Below are 17,145 nucleotides of genomic sequence, written 5' to 3'. Positions count from 1 at the left end.
TTTCGACAGGTTCCCATGCCCCCGACTCCCGATTTGCCGCCGGATTGGCACGCGTTTGAAACTGCATACGACGTTGAAGCAACCTGGTTCAGGCTGGCCAATGCCTCGCTGGCGCTGCTGGGCGCGTCCGCTTTCAAGGATCAGGCATTTTCAGCCTTTGCCTTCAATGCCGTATCGTTCCCGTCCATTTCGCTGAGCTTTGACACCGATCCCGGTAACAGGGCGCGCGATTACTATCCTCCGGACTGGTCGAACGAGTGCATGGAAGCCGATGTGCCGGAAATCGGGCAATTGTGGGAGGAGGGCTACGCAAGGATCGAAGATGCTTTAAGCGAGCTGATCGACGCTGCCGATGACGAGTTGCTCTGCGCCATCGAGGAAGGCTATCTGCACAGCCTCAGGAAAACCATGGTGCGGCTGGAAACGCGCCATGCTTTCGAGCAGATCAAGACGTGTGCGCCGTTCTGGACCGTGGTCACGCAAATCGATGCCGATACGGATGAAGAGGAGCGCCTGCTCGAACAGGTGCGCCAAGGCCTTCTGGCGTAAGCGCTATATCAGGGCTTGCCAGGCTTTCACTTCCTCGTCCGTGAGCGCCGGCCCCCAGCCGCCGCGCAGCCCCGCATCCGGCTGCGCATAGTACGCAAGCTGCGGCACGGCCACGTCATGCCGGACGCAGATGGCCAGCACGGCTTCCAGCTGGCGCCGGCTGGCTGGAAGGTCATCGCCATGCCAGGTGCAGGCGCTCGTTTCCAGCACATGCTGCACCAGTGCTTCCAGCGCGCCCAGCAGGTGCCCGGGCAGTGCCGCGCGCACGTCTTCCGGCCAGGGATCGCCCATGCCCGTCACAGCCAGGGACGCAAAGCCCCGTTCCCAGGCAGCAAAATCCCCAGGCGCGAGCTGCGCCACTTTCCACACGTGAGCGGCGAACGCGGACAGGGCGGGATGATCGATATCAAAGCGCCGGCAAAAGCGTTGCAGGCACGTGACGGCAAGGCATTGCCTGGCGATCACGGAGAGTGTGTCTATCGAGATGTTGTGCATGAGTCCAAAGCTCCTGAAGGCGGCGCCTGCCGCAGTGCCTCCACCGGTAACTGAAAAAAGCGCGGCACCATGGCCGGCGACAGCGCGTCGCCGCCATCCGCCATGGCCAGGCGGCCGCTCAGCAGCAGCATCACGTAGCCGTGGCCCAGCGACCAGCCGGCGCTGGCGGCGGCCTTGTCCCAGCGCGCATCGAGGCCCGCTTCGCGCACGGCCGCGCCGGCCGTCTGCAGCACATATTGAAAGCACGCTTGCGCCGCTTCCTGCAGGGCGGGGAACTGGCGCACGTCCTGGTGTTCGAACATCAGCCGGTAGTGGGCGGGCGCAGCCAGGGCGAATTCGATGTATTGCTGGCCCAGCAATTGAAAGCGCTGTTCGGCGGGCAGGCTGCCCGGCGACGGCAGCTGCGTTTCCCATTTCTGTATCAGGCTGGCGAAGCCGGCCGCCGCCACCTCGGCCAGCAGGGCTTCCTTGCTGGGGAAGTGGCGGTACACGGCGGCGACCGACACGCCCACCGTGCGCGCCAGTTCGCGCAGCGACAGGGCCGCGTCGTGCTGCTGCGCCAGTTGCGCGATGACGGTGGCGACCAGGGTGTCGCGCAAGTTGCCGTGATGATAGGTGCTCGTTGTTGTCATTCTATGTTATCGCTGTTCACATTGTCGTGTATGATGGGCATGTTATCACTGAAAACATGGAGAGCACATGCATGAGATGAACATTGCCGTCCGCAGCGTGGACTTGCCGCCAGGCGCCAGCATCGCCCCCTTGTATCCGGGCAGCAACCTGGCCGACGCGTACGCCGTCGATTTGCCCACCGCGCAGGCGCGCCAGATGGACATGCAGAGCATGGCGCGCCAGCTGCTGGGCAAGCAGCCGGGCTGGGCGCGCAAGCTGATGGTGGTGCGCGACGCCATCGTGGCGCGTTTCGGCATCCGGACGGCAAAACAGATGGAAGCGCGGCCCGGCAAGCGCATCGGCATCTTCCGCATCTATGCCGTCAGCGACGACGAGATCATCCTGGGCGAGGATGACAGCCACCTGGACTTTCGCCTGTCCGTGCTGCGCAACCGCGACGCGGGCCGCCATGGCAGCGTCACCGTCTCCAGCGTCGTGCATTGCCATAACCGGGTGGGGCGCGCGTATATCCTGCTGATCCGCCCGTTTCACAAGCTGATCGTGCGGCATTCGCTGGCGCGCGCCGCCAGGGCGGGCTTCGCCTGAGGCGGGGAGGGGGCGGATGGCAAGGGCAATCTTGCTTATTCATGGCCGGTATTGCATACTGCACCACCAGCCTCATCACGATTCCCATGAACGATACGCTTCTCCTGCTGGGTTTTGCCACCACGCCGCTTGAACTGATTTCCTTTGTCCTGGCACTGACAACCGTTGCGCTGAACATCCGCCAGAATCACTGGGCGTGGCTGTTCGCCATCATTTCCTCGGCCGCCTACGGATTCGTGTTTTTCGAGTCGCGCCTGTATGGCGACATGGCCTTGCAACTGCTGTTTATCAGCGTCTCGTTCTGGGGCTGGTATCAATGGCTGCATCCGGCCAGCGGCGGCAAGACCCTGCCCGTCACGCGCCTCGACGGCCGCGGCTGGCTGGCCTGCACCGCGGGCTGGCTGGTCGGTTTCCTGCTCATCGCCTGGCTGCTGACGACGACGGACACGGACGTGCCCCATGCGGACGGTTTCCTCACGGCAGGCAGCCTCGTGGGGCAATTCCTGCTGTCGCGCAAGAAACTGGAAAACTGGATCGCCTGGATCATCGTCGACGTGCTGTATGTGTGGCTGTATGTGCACAAGGGGCTGACCCTGACGGCCGTGCTGTATGCCTTCTTCGTCGTGATGGCCGTCGTCGGCTTGCTGGCGTGGAAGAAGTCGGCCCCGGCCGCGCCCGGCGCGATGGTCCTCAAGTGATGGGACACTGCGTGCGCGTGGCCATCCTGGGCGCGGAATCGTCGGGCAAGTCGACCCTGGCGGCCGCCCTGGCCCAGCGCCACGGCACCGTCTGGGTGCCCGAATACTTGCGGGAGTTTGTGGAAACGCAAGGCAGGGTGCCCGTCGCGGCCGACCAGTTTGGGATTGCGCGAACGCAAGTCGAGCGCGAAGCGGCCGCTGCCACGCAAGCCCGCGACTATCTGTTTTGCGACACGACGCCCTTGATGACGGTGGTCTACAGCCGCCATTACTTTGCCGGTGCGGATGCCCGGCTGGCGGCGCTGGCCGATGCCACGCGGTACGACCTGACCCTGGTGACGGCGCCCGACAGCCCGTGGGTGGCGGACGGCTTGCAGCGCGAGTCCGAAGCCGTGCGCCAGCTGATCTACCGCTACCTGCTCGACGAACTGGACGCGCGCGGCATCGCTTACCACGTGCTGCGCGACAGCCTGGAGGCGCGCCTGGAACAGGCGGCGCCTTTGCTGCAACAGGCGCTTGCTGCAGCGCCTGCCATTTCCCTCAATTAAAAATCGAACTGCGCTGACACCTTGAAGGTGCGGCTGGCGCCCGGATACAGATAGCCATCCGATTCCGGCGTCACATCGCGCCAGTAGAACTTGTCGGCCACGTTGTTGACGGCGGCGCGCAGCACGGCGCGCGTGCCGGCGATGCGCGTGGCGTAAGCGGCGCCCAGGTTGAACACGTGGTACGACGGCACGAAGGTCGTGTTGTTGTACTCAAACGCTTTCTTGCCCGCATATTCCCAGTTGCCATTGACGCTCAGGCCCGCCACTTGCTGCACGGCGTAGTCCGCATGCACGGCCGCCTTGAAGGCGGGCACGTTCGGCACGCGCTTGCCGTCGAGGTCGAGGTCGGCACTGCCCGTGCCCGACTGCTGGCTGTTCAGGGCCGTCACGGAAGCGCCCAGGCTCAGGCTGGACGATGCCTTGCCCTGGGCCGACAATTCCAGGCCACGGTGCTGGGCCTGGCCTTCGCGCACGAAGTAGCCGGCCGTGTTCTGGAATTCCAGGCCCTTGCGGATCTGGAACAGGCTGGCCGCCAGCATGAAGTCCGGCGTCACATCCATCTTGGCGCCCAGTTCGATCTGCTTCGAGCGGCTCGGTGACAGTTCTTCATTGGCATTCATCGCCTTGCGGTCGGCCGTGCCGCCATGTTCCATGCCCTGCGAATAGGCCGCATACACGGACACATTGTCGAGCGGGGTGTAGACGAGCGATACATTCGGCAGCAGGAAGTCGTGCCTGGCGCGGATTTCCGTGTCGGCCTTGAGCACGTACTGGTAGCCGTCGACATTGATATGGCGCAAGCCGCCATGCAGTTTCCAGTTCGGCGCCAGGCTGACGATGTCCTGCACGGAGACGGAATTTTCCGTATCCTTGCGCACCAGGCGCACGGGGCCCGTGACGCCGGGCGACGTGCCGACGATCTGCGGCTGGTAGATGTTGCTCACGCCCACCCAGTCGTACACGTACAGGCCGGCGCGGTCCTTGCGGCGGAAGGTCGACACGCCGGCCGTGAAGTCATGGCGCAGGGAGCCGGTGGCGAACTTGCCCTGGATCATGGCTTGCGCGCTCAGCGGTTTTTTCGTCTCGCCCAGGCTGCGGTAGTCATACACGTCATAGTCGCCATTGCCGCAGAAGCCGGGGTACAGGTCCTGTCCGCTGCAGCCGTACGGGAAGGCCGTGTAATCGTCGCGCTTGAACGAGTGCTGGTTGGCCGACAGGGTGGCGTGCCAGTCCTCATTGAACGCGTACTGGAAGCGCAGGCCGATATTGCTGGTGACGGTTTCCACGGGGCGCGTCCACGGCTGCAAGTTGAGCATGGCGTCGGCACTGATACCGGTTGGCAAGGTCTTATTGTTCAGCAGCTGGAAGCCGGGCGCCGTCGCCTGCGCCTTGTCCTGGTAGTCGGCGTCCAGTTGCAGCAGGGCTTGCGGCGAAATCTGCCAGTCGAAGGCGCCTGAAATGAACTTGCGGTTGCCGTCGGCGCCCTTGATGTAGGAGCGCAGGCGTTCGGCCGCCACGTTGACCCGGTAGCCGAAGCGCGTGTCTTCCAGGCGGCCGCCCAGGTCGACGGCGCCGTACAGGGTGCCCCGCTCGCGCGCTTCCACGGTGACCGTGCGCAATGGCGTGTTGGTCGGGCGCTTGACGATGAAGTCGATCACGCCGCCCGGCGCGGCCACGCCCGCCTGCAAGCCGGCCAGGCCCTTCAGCACTTCGATGCGTTCCTTGTTTTCCAGCGGAATCTGTGTATCGCCAGGAATGGCCACGCCATCCTTGCGGTAGCTGGAATTGTTGTCGAGCTTGAAGCCGCGGATGGTGAACTGTTCCGCATAGCCGACGGCGTTGTAGGCGTCGTTGATGCTGGCGTCGAGCCTGGCGGCATCGCTGAGATTGCGGATTTGCAAGTCCTGCATGTCTTTTTGCGAAATCACGGTGACGGACGCGGGCGTCTGCAGCAGCGGCGCGTCGCTGAAACCGCCGACGGAGGCGCGCTTGGCAGCCGGCGCCTTGCTGGCCGTGACGACGACTTCAGCCATATTTTGGGCTTGCGGCTCGGCGGCTTCGGTGGTGTCATTTGCGGCGAAGGCAGGCGCGGCAAACGCGTGCAGGATGGCCAGGGTCAAAGCGGGGCGTGAAAAATGCGCGGATAAATTCGGTGTGGACATAGATTGCTCGTGGTTCAAGCCGTCTCGGGAAAGAGCACGGCAGGCTGCTTGTTCGGCTGGCGCCAACGCAGGAGCTATCAAAGGAGGGAGGTACTTTGCGCTTTCCTTCGCTGGCATTATCCAGATCAGGTACGAAGGGTATCTCTCACCCGGATGACTGCTCCAGGACCCCTAGCGAAATGACAGCTTAGCATGAAGCACGGCCGGCTGTCCCACCGGCTGACCGTTTTACAACAGTGTCGACAAAATCTACAGACTCAGTTCCAGCACCTTGCGGCTGACGGCGGGCGTCACTTCGCGCTGTTCGCCCAGCGCCGTCATGCCGTGCGCTTCCAGGGCGGACACGACGGCGTCCACGCTGGCATGGTTCAGGCCATAGTCGGCCAGGCGCGTCTTGACGCCCATGTGGCGGAAGAAGAATTCCGTGCGCGCGATGGCTGCCTCGATGCGGCCATCCTCGTCGCCGCCATCGAGGCCCCACACGCGGGCCGCATATTGCAGCAGCTTGGCGCGCTTGGCCTGCTTGCGCACGCGCAACATGCTGGGCAGGATGATGGCCAGGGTTTGCGCGTGGTCAAGCTCATACAGGGCCGTCAATTCGTGGCCGATGGCGTGCGTGGACCAGTCCTGCGGCACGCCTACGCCGATCAGGCCGTTCAAGGCCAGGGTGGCGCTCCACATCACGTTGGCGCGCGCACGTCGTAGTCGTCCGGCTGCGACAGCGCCTTCGGGCCTTCCTCGATCAGCGTCAATAAAATGCCTTCGGCGAAGCGGTCCTGCACGGAGGCATTGACGGGGTAGGTCAGATACTGTTCCATCACATGCGCGAACGCATCGACGACGCCATTGCCCACCTGGCGCAGCGGCAAGGTGAACGTCTTCGACGGATCCAGCACGGAAAATTTAGGATACACCTTGCGGCTCATGAACGAGCGCTTTTCCTGCGTCGCCTTGCGCGTGATCACGGCCGAGCCATTCATTTCGGACCCCGTGGCCGGCAAGGTCAACACGGTGCCGAAGGGCAGGGCCGCTTCGACGATCTTGCCGCCTTTGGCCAGGATGTCCCACGCCTCGCCCTCATGCAGGGCGGCGGCGGCGATGAACTTGGTGCCATCGACCACGGAGCCGCCGCCGACGGCCAGCAGGAAATCGATGCGCTCGCTTTTCACCATGGCCACGGCCTGCATCAGGGTTTCATAGCTGGGATTCGGTTCGATGCCGGCAAATTCCAGCACCGTGTGGCCGGCCAGCGCCGCCTTGACTTCGTCGTAGACGCCGTTCTGCCGGATGCTGCCGCCGCCGTAGGTCATCAGGATCCGCGCCTGCGGCGGGATCAGGCCGGCGATGGCGGCGATCTGGCCCTGGCCGAAGAGGATTTGCGTCGGATTGTAAAAGTCGAAATTGAACATGGGGCTCCCGCTGCCGAGGTGTAGGCTGTTGCTGAGCCATGATTATGGCCGAACGGATGAAATCGTGTCGTGGACGCTTGAGCTTTTCGCCCGCGCGGTGGAGAATGCAGCCGATGTCACCACCACGCGAAAAGGAATGCGCATGACCACCGTCCCACTGGAAGAATCCGGCTTGCCGGCCACGGCGCTCGACATGCACCGGGCCATCGGCGCCACCATCGCCGCGCTGCAGGCGCTGGACTTGAACAGCCAGCGTTTCGAGGCGTGCACCGACCCCGAACTGCGCCGCGTGCTGGCGCATGCGGGCGACACCAGCCGCAAGGAAGCGGCCATGCTGCTCGAATGGATGCGCCGCCGCGACGCGCGCCTGGACACGGCCATGAAGGAAGCGCTGTTCAAGGCGGGGCCGATTGTTGCCCAGTATCACTATGACGAGAAAATATTGTAACTATTGGTTTGTTGCTGTAACGTACCATGCGCCACATTCGCATCGTTTCGCGTAGACTGTGCCCCGAACACGATTTTGGGGGAGTTTGCAACGATGAGATCATTACCATACCGAGAAGGCAGCTGGTTTGCCGTGCCCCTGCCGGGCGGCGGCTATGCCGTCGGCGTGGTGGCGCGCAGGGCGCCTGCCGGGCGCATCATGCTGGCGTATATGTTCGGGCCGAAGCGCGACAGCCTGCCCACGCTGGAAGAGGTGGAAGGCTTGCGGCCGGAACAGGCCGTGCGCCGCCTGCGCACGGGCGACATGGCCTTGCTCAACGAGCGCTGGCCCCTGCTGGGCGACAGCCGCCACTGGGAGCGCGACGCCTGGCCCATGCCGGCCTTTATCCGCCGCAATGAATCCCTGCAGCGCGCCTGGCGCGCCAGCTATGCGGACGCCGACCCTGCCAAGCTGAACCGCGAGGAATCGATCCCCTTCGATACGCCGGGCATGGAAAGCGATTCCCTGTACGGCTATGGGGCGACGGAATTGCTGATGAATAAATTGCTGGCGCCGGAGCAGGCGCCGGCATGATGGCTGCCGGGCGGCATCGGCGTTGGATTACGCACGGCGATGCCGTGCTAATCCAACCTACATCAATTATGCCGCCGGCAAGCTGATCTGAAACGCGAGGCCGCCGCCTTCGCGGTTGCGCACCTGCAATTCGGCGCCATGGCGCAGCAGCACGCGGTCGACGATGGCCAGGCCCAGGCCGGCGCCGTTTGCCTGCCCGCGCGCCGTGTCGAGGCGGGTGAACGGCTTCATCAGCTGCTCGATCTTTTCCGCCGGCACGCCCGTGCCGTGGTCCTGCACCTCGATGATCACCTTTTTCGCGCCGTGGCTGGTGCGCACCTGGCAGGCGATGTCGATTTCCGTCACGTCGCTGCCCGGTGTCTTGCCATAGCGGCGCGCATTCTCGATCAGGTTGTTCAGCACGCGGCGCAAGTCGGTGGGGTTGCCCATCGCGTGCGCGCCTTCCGCAATGCTGGCATTGATCTTCACGTCGGGCAGGCGCATCGCTTCGCGCGCCATGTCGTTGAGCAAACCGCTCAGGTCAACGTCCGTGAAGCTCGACGCTTCCGTCGGCTTGGCGTAGTCGAGGAACTGGCCGATGATGGCGTCCATTTGCCCGATATCGGACTGGATGCCTTCGCGCGCCTCGTCCGACAGATTCGCCATTTCCACTTCCAGCTGCATGCGCGCCAGCGGCGTGCGCAAGTCGTGCGAAATGCCCGCCAAAATCACGGCGCGGTCCGATTCCACTTGCTTTAAGTCATCGACCATCTGGTTGAAGCTGCGGTTTGCCTCGATGATTTCGATCGGGCCCTTTTCCGGCAGCGGCGCCGGCTGCTTGCCCTTGGCGATGTCGCGCGCGGCCGCCGTCAGACGCGACAGCGGCAGATTGATCAGGCTGGATATGATGGCCGCGCCCAGCAGCGACAGCAGCGATACCAGGCTGGCCCAGCCCAGCCACTGGAAGCCCGTCAGGCCGCGCAGGCGCTCGCGGTCCAGCATTAGCCAGTACTCGTCGTCGTCGATCTTGAAGCTGACCCAGAAGCCGGCCACGCCGTTGACGCGCGCGGAAAAGCGCGTGTCCTTGCCCAGCTTGGCCTTCACCAGCGCCTCGATGTCGGGCATCAGGTAATTGTCGGGCGGCGGCTCGATGCGGTCGTCTTCTTCCAGCGAGAAGATGCGGATGCCTTCGTTGCTGACGAGGTCGAACAGCAGCTCTCGGCGCAGCTCGGGCGCCGAGTGCGTCAGTGCCGCATGCGTGATGGTGACGACGGAAATGATCTGGGCGGAAATCTGCTGCGCCTGCGGCTCGCGCTGGATGACGGAAATCATGCCGATCCAGGTGATCATGCTGACGGTGGTCAAAGTACCCAGCAGCAAAAAGGTGCGCCAGAACAGGCCGCTTTTCAGCCGCGCCAGGCTGATATCGGGAACAAGCTTCATCATGCCTCGCCAGCGATCAGCGCGGCTGTCCGTCCGGGATGAAGACGTAGCCGAGGCCCCACACGGTCTGGATGAACAGCGGGCTCGACGGATCTGGTTCGATCAGTTTGCGCAGGCGCGAAATCTGCACGTCCAGGCTGCGGTCGAACACTTCGTATTCGCGTCCGCGCGCCAGTTCCATCAGTTTTTCGCGCGACAGGGGCTGGCGCGCATGGCGGGCAAATACTTTCAGCACAGAAAATTCACCGGTCGTCAGCGGCACCGTTTCGCCGTTCTTTTTCAGGGTGCGCGTGCCCAGGTCCAGCACGAAGTCGCCGAATTCGAAGGTTTGCGGCGTTTCCGACGGCGCACCCGGGATTTCATCGGGACCCTTGCGGCGCAGCACGGCGCCGATGCGGGCCACGAGTTCGCGCGGGTTGAACGGCTTCGGCAGGTAATCGTCGGCACCCATTTCCAGCCCCACGATGCGGTCCACGTCCTCGCCCTTGGCCGTCAGCATGATGATCGGCGTCTGGTCGCCCGCGCCGCGCAGGCGGCGGCAGATGGACAGGCCGTCTTCGCCGGGCAGCATCAGGTCGAGCACCAGCAGGTCGTAGCGTTCGCGCAGCCACAGCTTGTTCATGGCCGTCGCGCTCTCTGCCGTGAAGACATTGAAACCCTGTTCGGTCAGGTAGCGGCGCAGCAGGTCGCGCAGGCGCACATCGTCATCGACCACCATGATTTTTGCCTGGTGGCCATGGATCGATTGCGTTGTCGTGTTGCTGCCGGTAGTGGAGGTTGTGGTCATTTAGGGTGTCGTGTTATCGTATATTAGTTGCTATAGTAACGCCTCGCGCGGCGTCGGCAAGGGGCTGTGGCGACCCATTACAAAGTGTTACAAACTTTACCCAATTACTCTTACTGCACCGTGTAAAGCATCATACACTGGGGCCACAGTGGAAATCAGCTTTAAGTTTATACGGCATTGCGGAAGAGGAACTCAATGAATATCTTTACTAAAAAAATTCACGCCGCTCCCAGCGCAGCTATCGCCGCACGTACGGCTGTGCTGTCCGCCTTTGCCGTTTGCTCCGTGTTCGCCGCCAGCCTGGCGTCAGCGCAAAACCAGCCGCCGCCACGCCGTGACGACCAGCAGCAAATGCAGGCCCAGCGGTATGAGCAGGTACAGCGCAGCAACAGCAATGATACGCGACTGCGCGAACAGCGTGACGCACGCAGTTTCGACACGCGCGCCGAAGAGCAGCGCCGCGCCAGCGAAGGCGCCGACGCGTCGCGCCGCACGGGCCGCATGACGCCCGACGAACGGCGCGACCTGCGCCGCCAGATCAACGAAGTGGGGCAGGATATTTACTCGAATCCCCCGCGCCGTTGATGACATCCGGCAATACCTACTGCGCGTCGCGACTTGTGGCCTGCGATGCTCACTGTACTAAAGTACAGTTCCGCTTCTCGGCCACAATTCACTTCCGCTCGCTACGGTCTTGCCAGATGTCGTGACTTTACCTGAAACATCTATCTCCATTTTTCATTCCCCTCCCTGTTTGTTGCGCCAGGATTATGCTAATCCGGCACACCGTCACGCCCCGTGATATTGTTCTAGTGCACTGAGACAATTCTCTGAATGTGTTGCCGGGGGAGGCGAGTGGTGAGTGACGACGACGTGCCCGTTCCTGATGCGGTCCCTGTTGCCGGCCTGCCGCGCGGCATCGTCCAGCGCGACGAGGGCGTGTTTTTGGACCTGTCGCTGGCGCCGGCGCAGTTGCGCAATGCCGTCGAGCAACTATTTCAGTCCGGGCAGTTGCTGGCCGGCCTCGACTACGGTTTGTTCCTGCTGACCCTGTTCCATGCCCCCGCGCCCCGCGCCGCGCCCAAGGGCGACGCCTTGCTGCGCATCGCCGTGCGCGTGGCGCCATTCCCGCCCCAGCGCCGCGCGTTATATAAACAGGTCAAGATCCGCGGCGACAGCGCCGAGTTTTACTTTGAAGCCTTGCCTGCCGATGCGGATGGCCAGGTGCCGGCGCGCCGCGAATTCGACGAGCTGGTGGCTGACCTGTGGTGCAAGGGCGTGCACTACGGCATCGATGGCGTGGCCGTGCGCGCCATTCTCGGCAGCGGCAAGGCAGAGCGCATCACGGTGGCGCGGGCGCTGCCGCCGCAGCCGGGGCGCGATGCCCGGCTGGCCGAAGTGTCGCAAGGCATCCACCGCGACGATGCGCCGCGCGAACGCTCCGATGGCCGGCTGGATTTGCTCAGCTTCAAGAACCGCTTTCCTCAAGTCAAGAAACACGCGCGCCTGCTGCGTCTGCTGCCAGGCGCGCCCGGCTTGCCCGGCTACGACGACCTGGCCGGCAAGCTGCTGCCGCCGCCCGCGCCGCTGGAGCTGGACCTGGCTACGGTGGCCGGCGCCGGCACGGCCGTCGAGCATTTCAGCGATGGCGACTTCGTCGTGGCCACCCAGGCTGGTTACGTGAATGTCGATGAGGGCGGCAAGATTTCCATCGAGAACAAGATCGTCAGCCGCGAAGGCGTCAGCAGCCGCACCACGGGCAATCTGAAGCTGCGCGCCGCCTACGAGGAGTATGGCGACGTGCAGGAGCAGCGCCAGCTTGACGGCAGCGACATCACCATCCATGGCGACGTGTATGGGCATTTGCACTCGCACGGCGGGCTGATCTTGTTGCAGCGCAACCTGGTGGGCGGCACGGCCTTCAATGAGCACGGCGACGTGCGCGTCGAGGGCGTCGCTTCCGGTTCCGTGCTGCAGGCGCTCAGCGGCGAAGTCCACGTGAAGCGTGCCGAAAGCTGCGTCATCGCCGGCACGCGCGTGGTGATCGACAGCGCCAGCAGCAATTGCGAAATCATCGCCGACGAGGTTGTCATCGAACTGGCTGAAGGCTGCGCCGTGGCGGCGCGCATCATCCGCATCGGCAGCGCCGGTCCGCGCAGGCAGGTGGAGATGCTGCTGTTCCCGCTGGTGCCCGATTTGAGCGTCCTGGAGCAGAGAATCGCGGAAAGCCTGGCGAAGGCGGCGCAATACCAGCAGTTGCAGCACAAGCGCCAGCAGGAAATCGATGCCATCGCGCAATTGCTCGAGGTGCGCAATTACCTGGCCCTGGCGGGCCAGCTGCGGCGCGGCGAATTGCAGCTGCAGCCGGCGCAACAGTTGCAGTACGACAAGCTGGCCGCGCGCATCGCCCCCGTCCTGAAGGAAGTGGCGCGGCTGCGGCTGGAAGTCAAACAGTCGGAAATCCTGCACGCGCAGATGCTGGCGCTGGTGGCGCAGCTGCGCCAGGAGCGGCAGGCGACGGCTGGCCAGTCGCGCTGCACCCTGGGCCTGGTCGATGGCGAAACGACGGTGCGCGCCCTGGTCGTGCCGCCCGGGCAGGCCAAGGTGTACGACCGGCCGCCGAAAGAGATCAAGGCGCTGTTGCGCAGCGCCACGCCGGTGACGCAAGCCGTGTTTGCGGACAGCACAGGCAGCCTGGACTGGACGTACCAGCCGCCGCCGTAGTTAATCCGTCACTTTTCCGCGCGACTGTTTCAAGACGCTGTGCGTGCTCTTGCTGTCGAGGCGGCGCCGCTGCGAGCTGCGCGTGGGCTTGGTAGCACGGCGCACGGCGGGCAGGAAGGTCACGCTGTCGATGATTTCCTGCAGGCGCCGCAAGGCTTCTTCCTTGTTCTGTTCCTGGCTGCGCGACTGCTGCGCCTTGAGCACCAGCACGCCATCCTTGCTGATGCGGCTGTCGCGCAGGGCCAGCAGGCGCTCCTTGTACGCTTCCGGCAGCGACGAGGCGGCAATGGGGAAGCGCAGATGGATGGCGCTGGACACCTTGTTGACATTCTGCCCGCCCGGCCCTTGGGCGCGGATGGCGGAAAATTCAACTTCAGCGGGATTGACGAGGTGTTGCATGGCCTGCCTGTGGGGAAACGATGGGGCTATTGTAAGGGAAGATGGCTGCGCCGGCGCAAGGCCGTGGCCGCACACGGTGCTGTCTTCCTGGAAAGTTGATGTTTCTCAACGCTGGCGGCGGCGATGCTGGTTAGCATGGGGCCAACGTTGCGCCACTGCGCATCTGGCAGCGCTTACCGGATGAAAGGAACACCATGCAGCCCACGACCACGCCTGGCGCCGCATCGGCCCAATACCTGACGCAGTACCTGAGCTTCCGGCTGGGCGGCCTGGAATACGGCCTCGATTATCGCTGCGTGCGGGAATTGCGCCCGCTGAAGGAACTTGACCGCTTTTCCTCGGAAGGGGAAGTGCTGCAAAGCGTGGCCGTCTCGCGCGGCGTGATCATTCCCATCGTCGACATGCGCGCCGCGTTCGGCAGCACCCACGGCGCGCCCGACCCCGCCACCGACGTGATCATCTTGCAGCTGAGCAATGGCGTGATGGGCATGGTGGTCGACGGCGTCACCGACATCGTCAGCCTGGCGCCCGCCGACATCGCCGCCGTGCCCGGTTTGGGCGAGACGGAAGCCGATTACCTGCTGGGCCTGGGCACGGTGGCGGGACGCAGATTGATCCTCGTCGACATCGACCGCCTGATGGCGATCCGCAGCCCCAGCCCCATGCAGGCAGCCTGAAAAAAAAAGACGACCCGGAGGTCGTCTTCTATCAGCGCAGAATTAGCCGAGTTTCTCCAGCTGATCCTGCAAATCGAGCCATTCCGCTTCCAGCTGCGCCAGGTCCTTGGTGAAGAAGGTCTGGTCGGCCAGCAACTGTTTCAGCTTGGCCTTGTTGGCCGCGTCGTAGATGGTTGGCTCGCCCAGCTTGGCGTCGGTTTCCGCTTTTTGCGCATTGCGCTTGGCGATCTGCTCTTCCTGGCGCTTGATCTTGTTTTCGATCGGCTTGCGCAGGGCGGCCGTTTTCTGGCGCTCTTCCGCTTCCTTGCGCTTGTCGCGCACGGGCGCGGCAGGGGCGGCGGCCGGCGCAGGGACGGATGACGTTACGGGGAAATCGGTCTTGTTGGCCTTGCCGGCGGCCGGCAGCACATCGGTACCTTTACCCAGCTTGGTCTTGAACAGCCAATCCTTGTAGTCGTCCAGGTCGCCGTCGAACGGCTGCAGCTTGCCGTCGGCCACGATGATGAATTCGTCCGTGGTGGCGCGCAGCAAATGGCGATCATGGGACACGACGACCAGGGTGCCTTCGAACTGCGCCAGCGCTTCCGTCAGCGCTTCGCGCGTTTCCAGATCCAGATGGTTGGTCGGTTCATCGAGCAGCAGCAAATTCGGACGCTGCCAGACGATCAGGGCCAGCGCCAGGCGGGCTTTTTCGCCGCCCGAGAACGGGGCGATGGACGCGGTGACCATGTTGCCGGGGAAGTTGAAGCCGCCGAGAGGAAGTTGCGCAGTTCCTGCTCGCGCACGGTCGGCGCGATCTTGGCCAGATGCCACAGCGGCGATTCGTCGTGGCGCAGCATTTCCACCTGGTGCTGGGCGAAGTAGCCGATGTTGAGGCCCTTGCCCATGGTGGCGTCGCCCGTCAAAGGCATCAGTTCGCCCGCGATGGTCTTGATCAGGGTCGATTTGCCGGCGCCGTTCTGGCCCAGCAGGCCGATGCGCTGGCCGATCTGCAGCGAAAACTTGATGCCGTTGACGATGGTCTTGTGCGTGATCTCGCCCGTCGCCTCGTTTTCGATCTTGTAGCCCGCGTCGACGTCTTCCATCACCAGCAGCGGGTTCGGGGCCGACAGCGGCTCGCGGAACTCGAACGAGAATTCGGCGGCGGCGCGCAGCGGCGCCAGTTCTTCCATCTTTGCCAGCGCCTTCATGCGGCTTTGCGCCTGGCGGGCTTTGGACGCTTGCGCCTTGAAGCGGTTCACGAACGATTCCAGATGGGCACGCTTGCGCTGCTGCTTTTCCAGCGCGCCGGCGGCCAGGATCATCTGCGCCGCGCGCTGGCGCTCGAAGCTCGAATAGTTGCCCGAGTAGCGCTTCAGCTTGCGCTCGTCGATATGCACGACCACGTTGACCACTTCATCGAGGAAGTCGCGGTCATGGGAAATGATCAGCAAGGTGCCGGCGTAGCGCTTCAGCCAGTCTTCCAGCCAGATGATGGCGTCCAGGTCCAAATGGTTGGTCGGTTCATCGAGCAGCAGCAGGTCGGACGGGCACATCAGCGCTTGCGCCAGGTTCAGACGCATGCGCCAGCCGCCGGAGAAGCTGGCGACAGGCTGCTGCATCTGGTCCAGGGTAAAGCCCAGGCCCAGCAGCAATTGCTCGCCGCGCGACTGCACGGTGTAGGCGTCCGCATCGGCCAGTGCGCTGTAGATCTCGCCGATGGCGATGCCGTTTTCCGACGTGGCCGGTTCCGATTCCAGGCGCGCCAGTTCGCTTCCAGCTTGCGCAGGGTCACGTCGCCGTCGATGGCGTAGTCGAGCGCGGCACGGTCCAGCGGCGGGGTTTCCTGCGCCACGTAAGCCACACGCCACTTGGCCGGGAAATCGATCTCGCCCTGGTCAGGGTGCAGTTCGCCGCGCATCATGGCGAACAGGCTCGATTTGCCCGCGCCATTGGCGCCGATCAGGCCGATCTTGTCGCCCGGATTGAGGGTGACATCGACTTGTTCGAGCAACGGTTTGATGCCGCGCATCAGGCTTACTTGTAGGAAACGTATCATTTTTTTCTTTGTGTTTTAACCCAGAGGCGGAAACCTGGGGTCGTACCCTGAGGGTACGACCCCGGCATTTGCTGTTGGGTTGAGTGAGGTCGTGCGTTTGTCAATTAAACCAGCTTCAACTGCTCGGCCGTCAGCAGGAACACCATGTCATCGCCGGCGCTCGTCGTCAGCCAGGTCAGGCCCAGTTCGCCGAAGGCCGCTTCCGCGTATTCGCGTTCGTTGCCGATTTCAATCATCAGGATGCCGTCATCCGTCAGGCGCTCGGCCGCGCCGGCGATGATCTTGCGCACCAGGTCCATGCCGTCGCTGCCGCCGTCGAGGGCGATTTGCGGTTCGGCCAGGTATTCCTGGGGCAGGGCGCCCATCGACGCGGAATTCACGTACGGCGGGTTGCTGATGATCAAATCATATTTCTTGGCCGGCACGTTCGTGTACAGGTCCGATTCGATCAGGTTCACGCGGTCCTGCAATTTGTACGTGTCGACGTTGCGCTTGGCCACGGCCAGGGCGTCGGCGGAAATGTCCACGGCGTCGACGCTGGCGTTCGGGAAGGCGTCGGCCATCATGATCGACAGGCAGCCCGAGCCGGTGCACAGTTCCAGGATGTTTTCCACGGCTTCCGGTTCCGCCACCCATGGTGAGAAGTATTCAGGGATCAGCTCGGCGATGAAGGAGCGGGGCACGATCACGCGCTCGTCCACGTAGAAGTTATACGTGCCCAGCCAGCCTTCCTTGGTGATGTAGGCGGCCGGCACGCGGTCGATGCTGCGGCGGTCGATGACCGCCATGACGCTGGCCACTTCCGACGGCAGCAATTTGGCGTCGAGAAACGGTTCGAGCTTGTCGAGCGGCAACTTCAACGTGTGCAGGATCAGATAGGCCGCTTCGTCGAACGCTTCGGCGCTGCCGTGGCCGAAAAACAGCTTGGCGGTGTTAAAACGGGTAACGGCGTAGCGCAGCAGGTCGCGTGGCGTGGAAAACGGGTTCGGGGTCATGGC

The 17,145-nt window shown here is 63.7% G+C and carries 16 protein-coding genes, 2 pseudogenes and 1 riboswitch; of the genes and pseudogenes, 9 read left to right on the top strand and 9 right to left on the bottom strand.

What is annotated here, in order from left to right; genetic code table 11:
• Window positions 1–15: 15 nt before the first annotated feature.
• Entirely contained in the window at window positions 16–549 is a 534-nt protein-coding gene (locus ACQVLG_RS28700) for a hypothetical protein (RefSeq protein WP_474292049.1), read from the top strand.
• 3 nt (window positions 550–552) lie between these two features.
• Here the strand turns inward: ACQVLG_RS28700 and ACQVLG_RS28695 are convergent, their stop codons facing one another.
• Both ACQVLG_RS28695 and ACQVLG_RS28690 read right to left on the bottom strand, forming a co-directional pair.
• Window positions 553–1,044 carry a hypothetical protein gene (locus tag ACQVLG_RS28695; RefSeq protein WP_230540434.1) on the bottom strand — a complete coding sequence of 164 codons (492 nt, stop codon included), beginning with the start codon at window positions 1,042–1,044 and terminating at the stop codon, window positions 553–555.
• Window positions 1,026–1,676 carry a TetR/AcrR family transcriptional regulator gene (locus tag ACQVLG_RS28690; RefSeq protein ID WP_230540436.1) on the bottom strand — a complete coding sequence of 217 codons (651 nt, stop codon included), beginning with the start codon at window positions 1,674–1,676 and terminating at the stop codon, window positions 1,026–1,028. The genes ACQVLG_RS28695 and ACQVLG_RS28690 overlap by 19 nt, the downstream gene beginning before the upstream one ends.
• A gap of 67 nt (window positions 1,677–1,743) precedes the next feature.
• Here ACQVLG_RS28690 and ACQVLG_RS28685 point away from each other — a divergent pair, with 67 nt between their 5' ends.
• The 3 genes from ACQVLG_RS28685 (at window position 1,744) to ACQVLG_RS28675 (ending at window position 3,508) form a co-directional block, all read left to right on the top strand.
• Complete coding sequence (locus ACQVLG_RS28685; protein WP_474292048.1) at window positions 1,744–2,262, top strand: DUF2867 domain-containing protein; 519 nt, start codon at window positions 1,744–1,746, stop codon at window positions 2,260–2,262.
• Between the two features lie 86 nt (window positions 2,263–2,348).
• Window positions 2,349–2,960: a nicotinamide riboside transporter PnuC gene (pnuC, locus tag ACQVLG_RS28680; RefSeq protein ID WP_474292047.1), complete on the top strand. Its 612-nt coding sequence runs from the start codon at window positions 2,349–2,351 to the stop codon at window positions 2,958–2,960.
• Window positions 2,960–3,508: an AAA family ATPase gene (locus ACQVLG_RS28675; RefSeq protein WP_474295837.1), complete on the top strand. Its 549-nt coding sequence runs from the start codon at window positions 2,960–2,962 to the stop codon at window positions 3,506–3,508. Before pnuC ends, ACQVLG_RS28675 begins: the two co-directional genes overlap by 1 nt.
• Here the strand turns inward: ACQVLG_RS28675 and ACQVLG_RS28670 are convergent.
• Window positions 3,505–5,670 (bottom strand): TonB-dependent siderophore receptor, encoded by a 2,166-nt coding sequence (locus tag ACQVLG_RS28670; protein ID WP_474292046.1) that lies wholly within the window; start codon window positions 5,668–5,670, stop codon window positions 3,505–3,507. The genes ACQVLG_RS28675 and ACQVLG_RS28670 overlap by 4 nt on opposite strands.
• Before the next feature lie 85 nt (window positions 5,671–5,755).
• Window positions 5,756–5,853: riboswitch (TPP riboswitch) on the bottom strand.
• Window positions 5,854–5,919: 66 nt separating this feature from the next.
• Window positions 5,920–7,079: pseudogene (locus ACQVLG_RS28665) on the bottom strand (iron-containing alcohol dehydrogenase).
• Between the two features lie 142 nt (window positions 7,080–7,221).
• Here ACQVLG_RS28665 and ACQVLG_RS28660 point away from each other — a divergent pair.
• Both ACQVLG_RS28660 and ACQVLG_RS28655 read left to right on the top strand, forming a co-directional pair.
• Window positions 7,222–7,527 carry a ferritin family protein gene (locus ACQVLG_RS28660; protein ID WP_034750230.1) on the top strand — a complete coding sequence of 102 codons (306 nt, stop codon included), beginning with the start codon at window positions 7,222–7,224 and terminating at the stop codon, window positions 7,525–7,527.
• 93 nt (window positions 7,528–7,620) lie between these two features.
• Entirely contained in the window at window positions 7,621–8,100 is a 480-nt protein-coding gene (locus ACQVLG_RS28655) for an Imm26 family immunity protein (protein WP_230540445.1), read from the top strand.
• A 66-nt stretch (window positions 8,101–8,166) separates the two neighbouring features.
• Here the strand turns inward: ACQVLG_RS28655 and ACQVLG_RS28650 are convergent, their stop codons facing one another.
• The gene (locus tag ACQVLG_RS28650; RefSeq protein ID WP_230540447.1) at window positions 8,167–9,525 is read right to left on the bottom strand and encodes a sensor histidine kinase; all 1,359 of its coding nucleotides are present in this window, start codon (window positions 9,523–9,525) and stop codon (window positions 8,167–8,169) included.
• A gap of 13 nt (window positions 9,526–9,538) precedes the next feature.
• Window positions 9,539–10,240 (bottom strand): osmolarity response regulator transcription factor OmpR, encoded by a 702-nt coding sequence (gene ompR / locus ACQVLG_RS28645; protein ID WP_223278807.1) that lies wholly within the window; start codon window positions 10,238–10,240, stop codon window positions 9,539–9,541.
• Between the two features lie 264 nt (window positions 10,241–10,504).
• Between ompR and ACQVLG_RS28640 the strand changes: the two genes are divergently transcribed.
• A complete protein-coding gene (locus ACQVLG_RS28640; RefSeq protein WP_230540448.1) occupies window positions 10,505–10,894 on the top strand; it encodes a hypothetical protein in 390 nt (129 codons plus the stop codon).
• A gap of 273 nt (window positions 10,895–11,167) precedes the next feature.
• Window positions 11,168–13,033, top strand: coding sequence for a flagellar assembly protein A (locus tag ACQVLG_RS28635; RefSeq protein ID WP_474292045.1), 1,866 nt, complete (start codon window positions 11,168–11,170; stop codon window positions 13,031–13,033).
• Here ACQVLG_RS28635 and arfB read toward each other — a convergent pair whose 3' ends face one another.
• On the bottom strand, window positions 13,034–13,432 hold the full coding sequence (gene arfB, locus ACQVLG_RS28630; protein ID WP_034749850.1) for an alternative ribosome rescue aminoacyl-tRNA hydrolase ArfB: 399 nt from the start codon (window positions 13,430–13,432) through the stop codon (window positions 13,034–13,036).
• Window positions 13,433–13,626: 194 nt separating this feature from the next.
• On the opposite strand from arfB, the gene ACQVLG_RS28625 reads away from it, so the two are divergent.
• A complete protein-coding gene (locus tag ACQVLG_RS28625) occupies window positions 13,627–14,109 on the top strand; it encodes a chemotaxis protein CheW (protein WP_474292044.1) in 483 nt (160 codons plus the stop codon).
• A gap of 42 nt (window positions 14,110–14,151) precedes the next feature.
• Here the strand turns inward: ACQVLG_RS28625 and ACQVLG_RS28620 are convergent.
• A pseudogene (locus ACQVLG_RS28620) lies at window positions 14,152–16,147 on the bottom strand (ATP-binding cassette domain-containing protein).
• A 104-nt stretch (window positions 16,148–16,251) separates the two neighbouring features.
• Entirely contained in the window at window positions 16,252–17,142 is an 891-nt protein-coding gene (gene prmB / locus ACQVLG_RS28615) for a 50S ribosomal protein L3 N(5)-glutamine methyltransferase (protein WP_230540459.1), read from the bottom strand.
• Window positions 17,143–17,145 lie beyond the last annotated feature (3 nt).

The organism is Janthinobacterium sp. TPC_1 (assembly GCF_056037845.1).
This window is presented reverse-complemented; position numbering and strand designations above follow the sequence as displayed.

Excerpts from the sequence above, each read along its gene's own strand:
- ACQVLG_RS28675 (WP_474295837.1), top strand. The coding sequence starts at position 2,960 with ATGGGACACTGCGTGCGCGTGGCCATCCTGGGCGCGGAATCGTCGGGC.
- ompR (WP_223278807.1), bottom strand. The coding sequence starts at position 10,240 with ATGGTGGTCGATGACGATGTGCGCCTGCGCGACCTGCTGCGCCGCTAC.
- ACQVLG_RS28670 (WP_474292046.1), bottom strand. The coding sequence starts at position 5,670 with ATGTCCACACCGAATTTATCCGCGCATTTTTCACGCCCCGCTTTGACC.
- ACQVLG_RS28685 (WP_474292048.1), top strand. The coding sequence starts at position 1,744 with ATGCATGAGATGAACATTGCCGTCCGCAGCGTGGACTTGCCGCCAGGC.
- ACQVLG_RS28700 (WP_474292049.1), top strand. The coding sequence starts at position 16 with ATGCCCCCGACTCCCGATTTGCCGCCGGATTGGCACGCGTTTGAAACT.
- arfB (WP_034749850.1), bottom strand. The coding sequence starts at position 13,432 with ATGCAACACCTCGTCAATCCCGCTGAAGTTGAATTTTCCGCCATCCGC.
- ACQVLG_RS28690 (WP_230540436.1), bottom strand. The coding sequence starts at position 1,676 with ATGACAACAACGAGCACCTATCATCACGGCAACTTGCGCGACACCCTG.
- ACQVLG_RS28655 (WP_230540445.1), top strand. The coding sequence starts at position 7,621 with ATGAGATCATTACCATACCGAGAAGGCAGCTGGTTTGCCGTGCCCCTG.
- ACQVLG_RS28650 (WP_230540447.1), bottom strand. The coding sequence starts at position 9,525 with ATGATGAAGCTTGTTCCCGATATCAGCCTGGCGCGGCTGAAAAGCGGC.
- ACQVLG_RS28660 (WP_034750230.1), top strand. The coding sequence starts at position 7,222 with ATGACCACCGTCCCACTGGAAGAATCCGGCTTGCCGGCCACGGCGCTC.
- ACQVLG_RS28695 (WP_230540434.1), bottom strand. The coding sequence starts at position 1,044 with ATGCACAACATCTCGATAGACACACTCTCCGTGATCGCCAGGCAATGC.
- prmB (WP_230540459.1), bottom strand. The coding sequence starts at position 17,142 with ATGACCCCGAACCCGTTTTCCACGCCACGCGACCTGCTGCGCTACGCC.
- ACQVLG_RS28625 (WP_474292044.1), top strand. The coding sequence starts at position 13,627 with ATGCAGCCCACGACCACGCCTGGCGCCGCATCGGCCCAATACCTGACG.
- ACQVLG_RS28640 (WP_230540448.1), top strand. The coding sequence starts at position 10,505 with ATGAATATCTTTACTAAAAAAATTCACGCCGCTCCCAGCGCAGCTATC.
- pnuC (WP_474292047.1), top strand. The coding sequence starts at position 2,349 with ATGAACGATACGCTTCTCCTGCTGGGTTTTGCCACCACGCCGCTTGAA.